Source organism: Paenibacillus sp. FSL W7-1287, assembly GCF_038004245.1.
Taxonomy (GTDB): Bacteria; Bacillota; Bacilli; order Paenibacillales; family Paenibacillaceae; genus Pristimantibacillus; species Pristimantibacillus camelliae.
Window position 1 is genome coordinate 1,633,915 of sequence record NZ_JBBORD010000001.1, and the last position, 14,059, is coordinate 1,647,973.

Consider the following 14,059-nt stretch of genomic DNA (forward strand, 5'->3'; position numbering starts at 1 on the left):
TTATCGAATGATAAGATAAAGTGAAGGCGGCTCAGCATATAGAGCGTAGAGCGGAGAGTAAGTATGAAGCGTAAGCAAGGAAAACAAACAGAACAGCATAGAAAAAAACGCAGTAGCAAGCCAGTGGCAGCTGAGGGCTTACATGCGAAGAATGAAGTTGTAACCGTCGATATGATCGGCTTAACGCATGATGGTGATGGTGTCGGACGTACAGACCAGGGCTTCACCCTGTTCATCCCACATGCGCTGCCAGGTGAGCGTGTCGAGGCTAAGGTGCTGAAGAGCAAAAAACAGTATGGCTATGGGAAGCTGCTGTCCCATCATTCGAAGAGCGAGCAGCGCATTGAGCCGGCTTGCCCAATCTATGCGCAGTGCGGCGGTTGCCAGCTGCAGCATTTCGATTATGAAGCACAGCTGAAGTGGAAGAGGCAGCATGTGATCGACAGCCTGACGCGAATCGGGAAGCTGAATGTAGCGGAGGAAGCAGTTACAGGTGAAGCTGGAGATGATGATGCGCTTAACCCACATGCAGGTGCTGATTACCGTGCTGGCGTGATCGTGCATGACACGATAGGCATGAGTGATCCGTGGAGGTATCGCAATAAAGCAGCGGTACCGATTGGACTTACGGCAGATAACGGTGAGCTTGTCGGAGGCTTTTATGCGAAGGGCAGTCACCGTATTATCGATATGGACAATTGCCTTATTCAGAAGGATCTCAATGATGAGGTAATCGCAATCGTTAAGCAGCTTGCGAAGGAGCTGAACATTCAGCCATATGATGAGGATACAAACAGCGGCGTGCTGCGTCATGTAATGACACGTATCGGCGTTGTGACAGGCGAGATTATGATCGTACTCATCACGAATACAGAGAAGCTGCCGCGCAAGACCGAGTGGATCGAGCAGCTGCGCAAGCGTGTCCCGAATGTGAAGAGCGTCGTGCATAACATCAACAATAAAGTAACGAATGCGATATTCGGCGAGCGCACCGAGGTGCTATGGGGCAGTGAGGTCATCTATGATGAGCTGGATGGATTGCGCTTTGCAATATCAGCGCGTTCGTTCTATCAGGTCAATCCTGAGCAGACCGTAACGCTGTACCGCAAGGCGGTGGAATATGCAGCGCTCACAGGTAAGGAGCAGGTCATCGATGCGTACTGCGGCATTGGCTCGATCTCGCTATTTCTCGCAAGACAGGCGGGGCATGTGTATGGGGTAGAGATTGTGCCTGAAGCGATCGAGGATGCCAAGCGCAATGCTGAGCTGAATGGATTGGACAATACGACGTTTGAAGCAGGCCCGGCAGAGGTCGTTATTCCTCGCTGGAAGCAGGAAGGCATGAAAGCCGATGTTATCGTTGTCGATCCACCGCGCAAGGGCTGCGATCCTGCGCTGCTAGAGACGATTCTCGCGATTCAACCGGAGCGTGTTGTGTATGTAAGTTGTAATCCGTCGACGCTAGCGCGCGATCTGCGCGTGCTCGAGGATGGTGGGTACCGTACGGTGGAGGTTACTCCGGTCGATATGTTCCCGCATACGGGGCATGTGGAGTGTGTGGCGTGGTTGAAAAGAATATAGAGTGTGGCTGGGAACCCTTGCGTAGCAAGGGTTTTTTTGTGTTGTGATGTTTTTGAGTGAGTAGCAAGGTTCTTGATGCATTAATCTCATTACGTTGAATAAGTCCACATCGTAGATTGCAGAGAGCTTATCAGTGATAAGTTTTACCATATTTTGTGGTTGTTTATAAAGTGTTTCCATGTATACTAAAGTAGTTAAAGCACCTATAAATTAGATTAATCGGAGGACATCAGAACATCATGGGGCGCAAATGGCACTACTTAGGATTAATATTTGTAGCAATAATATGGGGAAGTAATTTTGGGATTTCGAAGCTAGCTTTAGATTCATTCCACCCGATTGTATTTACGTTTTTGCGGTTTGGTATTGCAGCACCACTTTTCTTTATCCTTCTTAAATGGCGTGAAGGCAGCGTTGGAATTGAGCGACGACATATCCCACAGTTGATTATTGTATCAATTCTTGGTATAGCAGTTCTTGAGATATTGGTTGTTTATTCAATAAAGCTAACAACGTTAGCGAATGCATCACTTTTAAATGTTGCACCCTGGCCAATCTTTGTGGCACTTCTTGCACCACTTTTTATAAAAGAGCAGCTCACTAAACGTATTATTGTAGGTGGCTGTTTAGCATTAGTAGGTGTTTCAATTGTTATTGTAGGTGGAACAGAGAAGATTAATCTGTCTTCTGTACATATGCTTGGAAATTTATTTGCCTTCCTCGTCAGTATAATAGGCGCAATTTATAATCTGATGTCGATGTCATTGATGAAGCATTATTCAGCATTAAGAATAAGTACCTGGACAATAGCGATTGGTTCTATTGCTATGTTTCCATTTACACTCCCTTATTGGGGCGAAACTGAATGGACTAATCTAGCTGCAGGCCAGTTTATAGTAATCGCATTTAACGTACTTATATGTACAGTACTTGCATTTATTTTATGGAACTTGTGTATGTTTAAGGTTGGAGCAACGAAGGCTAACTTCTTTCGCTATCTTGTACCCTTAACTGCAACAATAATGGGGTATGTAGTATTTAAAGAGTCGATTACCGTTATTCAAATTCTAGGTGCACTATTAATCGCATTTGGTCTAGTTTGGATATCGTTAGAGAAAAAGAAACCAAATGATTAATTTCTAGCATTTACTCAATTGGCACTTACTACGACCAGCAGACGACACATGTGGAGTGCGTAATATGGATGAAAAGGAGGGGCTAGCCTTATGGGCTATGCCCTTTTTTAATGCATGTTGAAAGTTATACTGATGCCGATTGAATCGTCATCGTGTTCGTTAGCAATTTCTAATTAAACTCCAAATTTCAGGTTGTATGATATTTCGATTACAGGGCAAGATAATTACCACATGATTTGAGTACGTAAATAATGGGAGAAGACGGAGAAGACTATGGTTGAAAAATACGACACCCAAATGTCCACATGGCTCGATGAACTAAAACAGAAATTAAACAATATGGATGATGCTGAAGTCGTTGAGCACAAAATGGGTACCAGAGCAACAGTCCATGTTTTATACATAAAAACGTTAATCGATCAAGAACGTTTAAACGAGGCGATTATCCAACCACTTCATCGATCTGCCGGCATTTCGCTTTCTTCATACATAAACAATGCCAAAGTATCGGAAGTTAAATCGATCGAAGATGCCGAACAAAAAATAATGCAAGGATTTATTCTTCTAAACGATTCAGTTAACGATCAATGGATAGGCGTCCAAATGGAAAATCCTCTTGGCCGAGCAGTTGAACCCTCCCAAACGGAAACTGTTATATATGGAGCCAAAGACAGCTTCAGTGAACAAATCGATAAGAACATTACAATGTTGCGCAGACGTTTGCCTATAACGACATTAAAAACGGAAAGCTTCACTGTCGGTTCACTGAGTAAATCGAAAGTTGTGTTACTGTACATAGACGGATTAATTAATCCGGAATATGTTTCCCTTGCAAGAAAAAAAATTGAAAGTGTGGATTATGATCAATTATTAGACTCCTCTCAGCTTGCAGCTTTTATTGAAGATCATCATCATACGGTCTTACCGCAGTTTATACAAACGGATCGGCCGGATGCCTGCGCCCAAGCCTTAGGAGAGGGAAAGCTGACGCTATTGATTTCCAATTCTCCGTTTGCATTAATTGGACCCATTACTTTTTTTCAACTATTCCAATCGCCGGAAGACTACTTCCTTCGTTGGCCGGTAGCCAGTGCTTTACGTTTAATTCGTTACGGAAGTTTTGTTGTTTCTTTGACGATGATTCCTTTTTATGTTGCGTTAACGACATTTCACTACCAAATGATTCCATTGCAGACTCTTTTCGTATTATTGGAATCGAGAAGCAAATTGCCCTTTACTCCGTTTACGGAAGGATTTTTTATGATCATAACGCTGGAAATCATCAAAGAAGCAAGTTTGCGAATGCCGTCTAAAACCAGCCAAACGTTAGGTGTGATCGGTGGTATCGTTATTGGACAAGCGGCTGTAGAAGCAGGCTTTGCAAGTAAGATATTGATTGTTTTGATGGGTATATCCGCGATTGCTTTCTTTTTAATTCCCAATTATCAAGTGACAAAATCCATGGTGCTGATGCAAGTTCTTCTTCTTATCCTTGCTTCGTTTCTTGGGTTGCCGGGAATCGTGATCGGGCTGATCGGGATTCTTGCACATATCCATGGATTAACGTCATTAGGTCAACCTTATTTTGCGCCGATTGCCCCTTTTTATGGGAAGGACTGGAAGGACCTCTTTATCCGTGGCCCTTTAATATGGATGAAAACGCGTCCTAAAAACCTAAAACCACTGCGGAAATCGCGTAAGGAGATAAAGAAGTGAAGAGTCTATTTAATCGAACTTCAACCTTTGATGGAATCTACTTCCTCTTATTGATCAATCGTACGCAAATGCATTATTATGTTTTAATTATGCCGGTTTATTTGGTTCATTCTTATATGATTTGGGGAATTGTCGTGATGGGTCTGCTGTCCCAACTTAATGTGATGCTGCTATCTAAATGGTTTACTTCCAGTTATGCAGCAAAAGGTTATCAAGGATTTTTACAGCTTTTCGGTAAACGGATGGTTCAACTTTTCGCAATATTTGGTTTTCTGATAATATTGTTAAAAATTTCAATACTATCACTGGGATACGTTGAAATGCTCCATAGTTTTATTTATCCATCAATGGATAAAAAGTGGCTGATCCTAGTGATTCTTTTGATTAGCTTATTTGTGGCATCACATGGAATGGAGAAAACATTGCGTTTTGTCGTCATCGCCTTTCTTTGCGGGGCGTGGATATTAATTGTGTTTATTCCTTTTTTCTTTCCACCGATTGCAAATTATCGCGATTTATATCCCCTCATACCTACCGAATGGTCAGGACAATCATGGCAGGGTTTATTGTTTATTTGGTCGGCATATTCTGGTTCAGTATATTTAGCCTTTATGGTTCCATGGCTAAGCTCTAATAAAAAAATAACGAAATATCTGGTCATTGGTAACATGCTGACGATCATTGAATATTTATTATTGTTCATTGCTACGATATTGTTTTACGGTTCGAGCTTCTTAAGCAAGATCAATTTTCCGGTAGTATATATGGCAAGCTACATTGAAACGAAAGCATTAGATCGAATCGATTACATCCTTATCTCTTTTCATATGTTTAATTATGTGTTCGACATTTCAATTCTTCTGTTGTGTTTTTATGGAGCCATAAGAGTCATTATGAGTAAAATGAACGAACGCACGACTCGGATTGGATTATTGTCGAGTTGGTTCGTCATTTTAATAAGCATCATTTTAATGAATCAATGGTTATGGCAAACAGTTCCGGGTCAAAAGTTATTACTAAACATTCAGAGCTGTCTCGGCGCATTCATTTATTTACTTGTTCCTACGATTCTATATACTGCAGTTAAACGAAAGGAGAGTATGTAGGGATGGTACTATACAAGCACTATGGTATATTGGTGATTGTAAGCCTTATGTGGATGACCAGTTGTTCTTCTCCATTTGTCGAGAACAATATGATCGAAGAGATTGCTCCTGTAGTTTTCTGGTCGGTTGATAAGGGGGCGGAAGGAAAATTGAAAATTAGTACTTTAGTACCACCGCTCATCCAAGAAGAAAAACGTCTGCTCTCCAAAGAAGTCGATCTGTTAAAACAGGGAGGCAAGGAGTTTAATTTAATTTATTATCAGGAATTAAAGCAGGGGCAGCTGCGAATGTTATTAATCAATGAGGAGCTGGCAAAAGAAGGAGGCATTGAAAAACTGATCAATACGCTAATGATTGATCCCGATATTTCAATGCGTGTTTATTTGTTGGTTGTCAGAGGGGATTTTGATGAATATATAAAAAATCAACTAACGAAGCAAGAAAACCAAGAATATTATCTTTACCGTATGTTACAGCATTACGAGAAGCATAACCAAGGTGAAATGAGCATCGTCAATATTCATCAATTTATGAAAAAGTTATATTCCCCTTTTAAGGATCCGTTTCTGCCGGTTTTTCATTCGGATAAGAACAATTTCAATTACATAGGGACAGCCTTATTCCAAAAGGATAAAGAAGTAATGGTCATTCAAGATGTGGAAGATGAAATTTTCCAACTTCTGGATAACGATCATTTCTTGAAAATCTTGGCCATTCCCAAGTTATCTATCAGTTTAGGACGTATTCGATCCAATGTTCGCATGAAACTATCGAGGGACTATTCATCCTTGTCTTTACAAGTGAGATTAAACGGTAGAATTGAAGAATACCATGGAGAAAACAATATTCAAAAAGAGGAACAATTGGAACAATTAATTCATGAGATTGAGGTCTACCTCGAGGAACAAACGTCAGATTTATTAAAAAGAATGCAACAGTGGAAAGTGGATCCCTTAGAGGTCGGAACCTATTCACTTAAGCCGTTTTCTAAAGAAATAACTGATGAGCAATGGATGGAGTATTGGGAAAATATGAAAATTAATGTTGACTACGACATCAAATTATATCCTTTAATTAATGTTGAACGGCTGTTGTGATTCTAAAACAAGCCAGTCGTTCCCAACCGCTCGAAAGGTATTTTGTTTAATAGATGCTTAGTAGTCATTTTGGTGCACGTTAACAGAATTAATTGAAGTGATAGAAACTAATAAACACATTCGGGGCATGTGACCGCCATTTAGATTATAGGCGGTTATATTTTTATTCAATTAATGTTTTCTGATATAAAAACATTTCAAAGATATTCCATCCATACATTAGGGTCATCTCTTCATAGATTCTTAAGGCATTGCAGAAATCTGCTCTTTAACATACTAGTTTTATTCCACAAGCACATATTTTGAGCCCACCTTAGTGCATTAAGTCCATATAACACGACTGAACAGCCGCAGGCAAGCGCCCTGCGGCTGTTGGTCGTACGACCGCTCAGCAGTCTTAGCTTAGCCGTTTCAGCTTGAAGTAGATCTGATAGGGCTCATATCCGATATCGCGGATGCGACGCAGTTGAATCACCGGGTCCTGCTGGACTGTCTTGAAAAAGTAACGCCAGCTTCCCCATTCCCGCTCATTCTCGAGTTCGATTTCGGAGGCAATGTCCTCATTGTCCACGTATAAGATTCGCTCCGCTTCGCCAATCCCTGCAAGCACGTCCGGGCCGTAACGGAATGCCCCCATGTTCGCATCATCAGGTAGCGGGACAAACTGGATACCGATGGGCAGTAGCAGACTCACGCGGTCGCCATCCTCCCAGCTTCGCTGAATGACATAGAATTGCTCACTAGCCTTCGTTGCTCCATGCAACTCCCCGTTCACATAAACTTGAGCTTCAGCGCGGATCCAATCAGGGATGCGGAGATTCAATTCGAACGCTTGAGGCTTGCTAATGTTGATCATGAAATCGTGCTTGCGATAGGCAGGCATGTTCTCGTGCATTACGGTCATGTCATTGATCGCATGATGACCGGCAGTGTTCGAGGAATTCAGCATGCTACCACTCATACGATCCTGGTTCTGGTGAATACGGACCTGCAGCCCACCGATGGTTGTCTTCATCTCGGAGTCAAAATACTGACATACATATACGCTATCATCCTTCACATAGTAAAGCCCCTGTTTCCAGGCAGCGTTGGCCTGTACCATCGTTCCATGACAGCAGAAGAAGCTGTCGGTCTCTGTGCTCCAGTCTTTACGCAGGCCGGCCTTCATCGGCAGGAAGTACGTTAGCAGTCCGGTAGACGGGTCATTGTGCTTGTTGCCAGTCAAGAAATATTCCTGGTAATACGCCTGTGCCATGATGCCGTTATACAGATTGTATTCAATGTATTGCATAAAGGCGGGATCGCCACTGTGTCGAAACAGAAACTCTGCCAACCGAATCATATTATAGACTGTGCAGTGCTCCTGGTTTTTGTCTCCGAGACGGGCTTTCATCTTCTGCTTAGGCATCCAGACCTCGCCTGCCGTCTGTCCGCCGGTTGCTAGAGTACCTCTGTCGGTCACCGCACATTGCCAGTATGCCTTGACGATCGCCATCCATCGTGGCTCCCCGGTCACCTCATAAGCCCGAGCGCAGCCGAGCACCTCCGGGATCGTTGTGTTGGCATGCATATTCGTTAGTGGATCGCGCCCTACGAGCAGTGGCTCGAATAGCCGGTTGCGATTGTATCTATCGAGCAGCGTCCTGTATTTGTCCTGTCTGGTAAGATGGAGCAGGTCTGCCCATACCTCGAGCATGCCACCCGTCTCGACGTCAAGGATGTCGTCGAACTGTTCTCTGGAGAATTGACCGCTCCAGTCGACGAACCAATCAGCGAAACGGTCAGCGATCTTCAGTGCTTGCTCGTTTCCTGCGTAGCGATGTGCATCGACGAGTCCCATTAGCAGCTTATGCAGATTGTATTGCGGAGCCCATACGCTTTTGCCATTGGCTATCCAATGCAAATACTTCTCGGGGATCGGCCCGATCCATCGTCCGCCATTGTCATGTTGGCATGCAGCTAACTCGTCGATGATATACTCCAACTTAGCCTTCAGTTCCTTGTCACCCGTTGCCTCATAGTGCAGCGCTGCCGCTGAGAGCCAGTGCCCGAGGAAGTGCCCTCGCAGTTGACAAACCGGTGACTCCCAGCCACCGTGAGCGTCCGCTGGGACGACCCGCCCGTGGAAGCGGCCGGCCTCGACTCGGTAATTCAGAAGTAGATTGTCGCTGCTCAGCTTCATCAGATACGCTCGGTTTGCCGCTTCTCTACGCTTGATGTCACTGTCGCGCACGAGCACGTTAGTGCCTTTTATGGTTTGCATTTTTGTTATCCTCCCCATTTTACATACATTACCTTCGATACGCAGGTGAAGCGCTCTTTATGTGTACTTCCAGCCAATGTAACCGCTTACGAAAAACTTTCTTAGCTTCGGATTCAGCTCAGATAGCTTCGATCATACAGTGGCCATCCAGCACGGGCATTCGGATATCGCTAAGGACGAGACTCGTCATTTGTTTCGCACAGTTCTAGCGCCTCCTCTCCGTTATTGACTTCTAGCACATCATAATCACGGTTATAGCCGCGGATAAGATGAGAGAGAGTTCTTTATGTACATTATAGCTACACGTTACTATTTCCACCAGCATTGACTAGTGGGTAAATAAATCGATGGACATCGCGAGCCAGTCTTCGTATTCTAAGCCTGAGGCTGGGCGAGTTGTAATGTATATCGATTGGCGGGCATTATGGATGTAGAAATTAATATTGATTCAAGAATAACTTTGAATGTAGGAAAGACGGTACGTTCCACCCTTTGATTATTTTTAATGAAACGGATTATAATTTCAAGATCAAACCTTATATAATAACGAGAGAATACGAATCAAGGAAGGCGGTTAATGCCATGCATGAAACAATCATGGTCATTGAGGATGAAAAAGCAATCTCGGATGCTATCGCTTACGCTTTAAAGCGTGAGGGATACACGGTTGAAGTAGTTGATCGTGGAGATTTAGCCGTGAAGCGGATTAACGAGACTGAGCCCGATGCTATTATTCTTGATGTGATGCTGCCTGGTATGGATGGCTATGACGTGCTGAAGCAGCTGCACACTAAGGGGAAAATTGGTGTCATTATGCTGACGGCTAAGGAAGACATCGTAAACAAAGTACTTGGACTTGAGCTTGGCGCGGATGATTATTTAACGAAGCCTTTCGATATGAGGGAGCTGCTCGCTAGACTTAAATCGCTATTAAGAAGAATGCATCAGGTAGGAGACAAGGAGGATCGGGATCAGCTTCAGCTCGGTGAGGTAAAGGTACACGTCACGAAGAGAACAGTTGTTGCAAATGGGCACAGGCTAGAACTGACGCCGAAGGAATTTGAGTTGATTGCACTATTAGTTTCGAGTCCTGAGAGGGTGTATACGAGGGAGCAGTTGCTCGACCAAGTATGGGGAATGGACTATTTTGGAGGAACACGAACGGTAGACATTCATGTGCAGAGATTACGCAAAAAGCTGGGGCCGGAGCATGGCGATATCATTCAAACGGTATATGGCATCGGCTACAAGGCAGTTGGAGGCTACGGTGAAAGTTAGTATCAAGCTAAAGCTTAGTTTATTTCTCGCGGCTATCTTATTGCTAACTGTGTTTGTGTTAAGCCTGCTCGTACTTCAGGGAATAGAGAGGAATCAGCAGGTACAAGTGGAGCAATTGTTAGCTCACCAAGCTGAAACTGCCAATGTTTATTTCATCCAATCAGTCATGTCGGAATCTAATAAAATTCCTGAACACTTTTTAAGAACTAAAGGTGACGCATTCGGTCAGCAATTGGAGTTGATCAGCGGTCAGCCTGTAGTTCTATATGACAGCAACGGTTCTATTATAAGCAGAAGGAATGTTCCTCACCAATCCGAAGGTGTTAAGCAGACGCTATCATACACATTGGAGAATAAAACGGCTTATTTGGTAGAGGGAGAATCTATGTATTATTTGACCCCTCTGCGCGTAGGGAATGAGCAGCTAGGCGTCGTCCAGTTTTATTATTCTCTTCGTGAACATCAAGCCTTCTACGAAGAAATTAAGCAATTGTTCATTTATATTGGAGCAGGGGTGTTTGTGCTCAGCTTCCTGTTGGCCTACTTTTATTTTAATTCTATTGCCCGCAGTATTATTAGGCTGAACGACGCGGTAGGTCGCATTCGAGAGGGGCATTTTGAAACACCTGTAATGAAGCGAAACGACGAAATTGGAGAGCTTGGTGCAGGAATTGCTGCAATGAGTGAACGGCTTAAGTTAACGATGCAGGATAAAGACAGGGAGCGGGAGAAGCTAGCTCTTGCAGTGCAGAAATTATCTGAGCTTGACCAACAGCAGAAGGAGTTTATTGGTAACGTAACACATGAGTTCAAGACACCGCTAACTTCTATTAAAGCTTTTATTGATCTACTTGATATGTATCCGGATGATGAGGAATTACAGATGACGGCTAGAAGTCATATTGCCAGCGAGACACAAAGGCTATATGAGATGGTGGAGAAGGTGCTGCAATTGTCAGCGATGCAGAAGTATGATTTTGAATATAACAAGGAACGGCTTGAGGTAAGTCAAATGATCGGATCTGTGCTAGGTGGCCTAAAGGGGAAGATGGACAAGTTCGGTCTGACACTCGTAACAGATTTGCACGAAGCTTATATAGAGGCCGACAAGGATTATATGAATATCGTGCTAGCAAATTTACTGGATAACGCTATTAAGTACAACAAACCAAACGGCCATATCTATGTTAGTAATGTCGTTAAGGGAGATCAGGTCGTTATCGAAATTTCGGATACGGGCATAGGCATTCCAAGCGAGGTAACCGATAAAATATTCGAAGCCTTTTACACGGTGGACAAAAACCGGTCGAGGGAGCATGGCGGCGCTGGCCTTGGGTTATCGCTTGCCAAAAGGTATGCAGAGACGCAAGGAGGCAGTATCGCTATCGTAAAGTCAGATGCAAACGGTACAACGTTTAGCTTAACGTTTTTGAGTGTAATCTAGATAAGATTGTTTACATGTTGGAAACAACTTTTGGTTAGATTGCAACAAACAGCTGGTATCGTATGCATTAAGGAGGCGATCATATTGAACAGATCAAAATTAGCGATTATGGCAACCGTGCCTATGTTATTGCTTACTATTACTGCTTGTAGCGGGAATAACGGGGAGAATCGAGTAGTTATCAAGGAACCAGGAAAGACGATTACAATCATTGATAATGAAAGTAAAACACCACCAGCAGAAGATCAAATTGTGGTTGGGAACATTAAAAAATATGAAAAGATGTATATTTACGACTGGCTGAATGAGGAGACAGCTATTGTCTCTAAGGAAAATGAATCCTTAGGTAACATGAAGCTAGAGGAATTATCAGACACCTATCCGCACAGCCTATACCAATATAATCTGAAGACAGATACGTTCACGCCATTGCTAGAAAAGGAGAACATATATATCGGGGGAGTTAAACTGTCTCCGGACAAAAAACATCTAGTTTATCAGGAATATACAATTGGTGATCCATCGTTTTATGTTATGAACCTAGAGACGCTGCAGACGGTTAACATTCCTGTAGCCATGAGCGCTCGATGGGTCGATAATGACAGTGTGATTGGAGCCTCTTATGCAGGTGGTGCGTATAGAGCGACAACTAGTGGTGAAGTCGAAGTAGTTTCGGAAATAGTAGACGATTTCCTATTCCTTGTCGCTCAGGTCGGAAATAAGCTTTATTATAATACAAATGCATCCGAGAGCTTAAAGGTTTTAGATATGGAAACAAAAGAGATATCGGAGCTAGGCTTCGATTCAGCAAGCAACATTATTCCGTCACCTGACGGCACTCAACTGCTGGTAGAGCATTACAGTGAAGCGAAGGGCGAAATCGTGCTAAGCGGTATGAATGGTGAAAACCCAAAAACGATTGCACAAGGAGCGGAGCTTGGAGGGATCTCCTGGTCGGCAGATCAGCGTTTTATCGCGTACAGCAAGCAGGATGAGGTTAATGGAGCGATGGTTAAGGGATTGTATGTATATGATGTGCTCTCTGACGAAGAAACTCGGATTTCAGCTAATCTGGAAAGCTCACTAAGTACTACGTGGAACCCGTCTGGCAAGGAGTTAACCTACACCGTATGGAACGGAAGCAGCTATGAAAGCAGTGTAATTGAAATTCAAGCACATCTTGCAACGAATGTCACCGAATAAGTTTGTTTACAGCAATTTTGTCCCTCATCTTCTTATTAGGTGAGGGATTATTGACGTTTTTTATGTTTCTGAGGATATAATCCTTTTTATGTTATAATAATGTTTTAACGGTTAACGTAAGGACATGAGAGGAATGGAATAACATTGAACGATAATTTTTGGAAAGAGTTACCTAAACCGTTTTTTGTACTTGCACCTATGGAAGACGTAACCAATGTCGTGTTCCGTCATGTAGTTGCTAAAGCAGGTAGACCGGATGTGTTTTTTACGGAGTTTACTAATACGGAAAGTTACTGTAATCCAGATGGTATATATAGTGAACGTGGCAGATTATACTTTACGGAAGATGAACAGCCGATGGTTGCACATATATGGGGAAATAACCCTGAATACTACAAAGAAATGAGTGTAGGCTTAGCTAAGCTCGGCTTTAAAGGGATAGATATTAATATGGGTTGTCCTGCACATAATGTTGCAGCTAAAGCGAAAGGCAGTGGGCTTATCCTACAACCTGAGCTTGCTGCAGATATTATACAAGCTGCTAAAGCGGGCGGATTACCGGTAAGTGTAAAAACTAGACTTGGATATACGCATGTTGATGAATGGCGTGAGTGGTTAACACATGTACTACAGCAAGATATTGCAAATCTGTCTATTCATCTACGGACCAAGAAAGAAATGAGTAAAGTAGCAGCACATTGGGAGCTGATACCTGAAATTAAGCAGCTTCGAGATCAGATTGCACCGCACACATTATTAACGATTAATGGAGATATTGCTGACCGAAAAACAGGCTTAATGCTTGCAGAGCAATATGGAATAGATGGAATTATGATCGGTAGAGGTATATTTAATAATCCATTTGCCTTTGAGCAAGATCCAAGAGATCATAGTAAAGATGAAAAAATTGAGCTGTTAAAGCTTCATATAGAGTTATATGATAAGTACTCAACAGAATTGGAGCCAAGACCGTTTGTTCATCTGCTTCGATTCTTTAAGATCTATATTAACGGATTTGATAAGGCAGATGAGTTGAAGGATAAGCTTATGCAAACCAAATCTACAGATGAGGTTCGAAACGTGCTGCAGGACTTTTATATTGGTTTAGATAAGTAAACGATGGTTATGACATCCAATTGGAGCAGCATCTCAAGAATTGCATACACCTGGCAAATCTGATGGTTCCCAACCCCAAGTCTCGAACGGGATACTCGTAAATTGATCATGTGGTTGTG

Annotated in this window: 10 protein-coding genes; 9 read left to right on the top strand and 1 reads right to left on the bottom strand. The window is 42.9% G+C overall.

What is annotated here, in order from left to right; translation table 11 throughout:
* The first annotated feature begins 63 nt into the window (after window positions 1–63).
* From rlmD to NSQ99_RS07370, 5 genes are all read left to right on the top strand, one after another.
* Window positions 64–1,581 (top strand): 23S rRNA (uracil(1939)-C(5))-methyltransferase RlmD, encoded by a 1,518-nt coding sequence (rlmD, locus tag NSQ99_RS07350; RefSeq protein WP_445670489.1) that lies wholly within the window; start codon window positions 64–66, stop codon window positions 1,579–1,581.
* 239 nt (window positions 1,582–1,820) lie between these two features.
* Entirely contained in the window at window positions 1,821–2,717 is an 897-nt protein-coding gene (locus NSQ99_RS07355) for a DMT family transporter (protein ID WP_340835953.1), read from the top strand.
* Between the two features lie 273 nt (window positions 2,718–2,990).
* The gene (locus NSQ99_RS07360; protein WP_340835955.1) at window positions 2,991–4,433 is read left to right on the top strand and encodes a spore germination protein; all 1,443 of its coding nucleotides are present in this window, start codon (window positions 2,991–2,993) and stop codon (window positions 4,431–4,433) included.
* The gene (locus NSQ99_RS07365; RefSeq protein ID WP_340835956.1) at window positions 4,430–5,539 is read left to right on the top strand and encodes a GerAB/ArcD/ProY family transporter; all 1,110 of its coding nucleotides are present in this window, start codon (window positions 4,430–4,432) and stop codon (window positions 5,537–5,539) included. Before NSQ99_RS07360 ends, NSQ99_RS07365 begins: the two co-directional genes overlap by 4 nt.
* Window positions 5,540–5,571: 32 nt before the next feature.
* Entirely contained in the window at window positions 5,572–6,636 is a 1,065-nt protein-coding gene (locus tag NSQ99_RS07370; RefSeq protein ID WP_340838753.1) for a Ger(x)C family spore germination protein, read from the top strand.
* Between the two features lie 397 nt (window positions 6,637–7,033).
* On the opposite strand, the gene NSQ99_RS07375 is transcribed toward NSQ99_RS07370, so the two are convergent.
* A complete protein-coding gene (locus NSQ99_RS07375) occupies window positions 7,034–8,899 on the bottom strand; it encodes a beta-L-arabinofuranosidase domain-containing protein (RefSeq protein ID WP_251671537.1) in 1,866 nt (621 codons plus the stop codon).
* 582 nt (window positions 8,900–9,481) lie between these two features.
* On the opposite strand from NSQ99_RS07375, the gene NSQ99_RS07380 reads away from it, so the two are divergent.
* The 4 genes from NSQ99_RS07380 to NSQ99_RS07395 all read left to right on the top strand — a co-directional run bounded on the left by NSQ99_RS07380 (window position 9,482) and on the right by NSQ99_RS07395 (window position 13,940).
* A complete protein-coding gene (locus NSQ99_RS07380) occupies window positions 9,482–10,177 on the top strand; it encodes a response regulator transcription factor (protein WP_251671539.1) in 696 nt (231 codons plus the stop codon).
* Window positions 10,167–11,621 carry a sensor histidine kinase gene (locus tag NSQ99_RS07385; protein WP_340835958.1) on the top strand — a complete coding sequence of 485 codons (1,455 nt, stop codon included), beginning with the start codon at window positions 10,167–10,169 and terminating at the stop codon, window positions 11,619–11,621. Before NSQ99_RS07380 ends, NSQ99_RS07385 begins: the two co-directional genes overlap by 11 nt.
* Window positions 11,622–11,705: 84 nt before the next feature.
* Window positions 11,706–12,824 carry a hypothetical protein gene (locus NSQ99_RS07390; protein ID WP_340835960.1) on the top strand — a complete coding sequence of 373 codons (1,119 nt, stop codon included), beginning with the start codon at window positions 11,706–11,708 and terminating at the stop codon, window positions 12,822–12,824.
* 198 nt (window positions 12,825–13,022) lie between these two features.
* Window positions 13,023–13,940, top strand: a complete 918-nt coding sequence (locus tag NSQ99_RS07395) for a tRNA dihydrouridine synthase (RefSeq protein ID WP_340835962.1) — start codon at window positions 13,023–13,025, stop codon at window positions 13,938–13,940.
* Window positions 13,941–14,059: the final 119 nt, after the last annotated feature.

Coding starts and splice junctions, on each gene's coding strand:
- rlmD (WP_445670489.1), top strand. CDS start 64: ATGAAGCGTAAGCAAGGAAAACAAACAGAACAGCATAGAAAAAAACGC.
- NSQ99_RS07355 (WP_340835953.1), top strand. CDS start 1,821: ATGGGGCGCAAATGGCACTACTTAGGATTAATATTTGTAGCAATAATA.
- NSQ99_RS07360 (WP_340835955.1), top strand. CDS start 2,991: ATGGTTGAAAAATACGACACCCAAATGTCCACATGGCTCGATGAACTA.
- NSQ99_RS07375 (WP_251671537.1), bottom strand. CDS start 8,899: ATGCAAACCATAAAAGGCACTAACGTGCTCGTGCGCGACAGTGACATC.
- NSQ99_RS07380 (WP_251671539.1), top strand. CDS start 9,482: ATGCATGAAACAATCATGGTCATTGAGGATGAAAAAGCAATCTCGGAT.
- NSQ99_RS07395 (WP_340835962.1), top strand. CDS start 13,023: ATGGAAGACGTAACCAATGTCGTGTTCCGTCATGTAGTTGCTAAAGCA.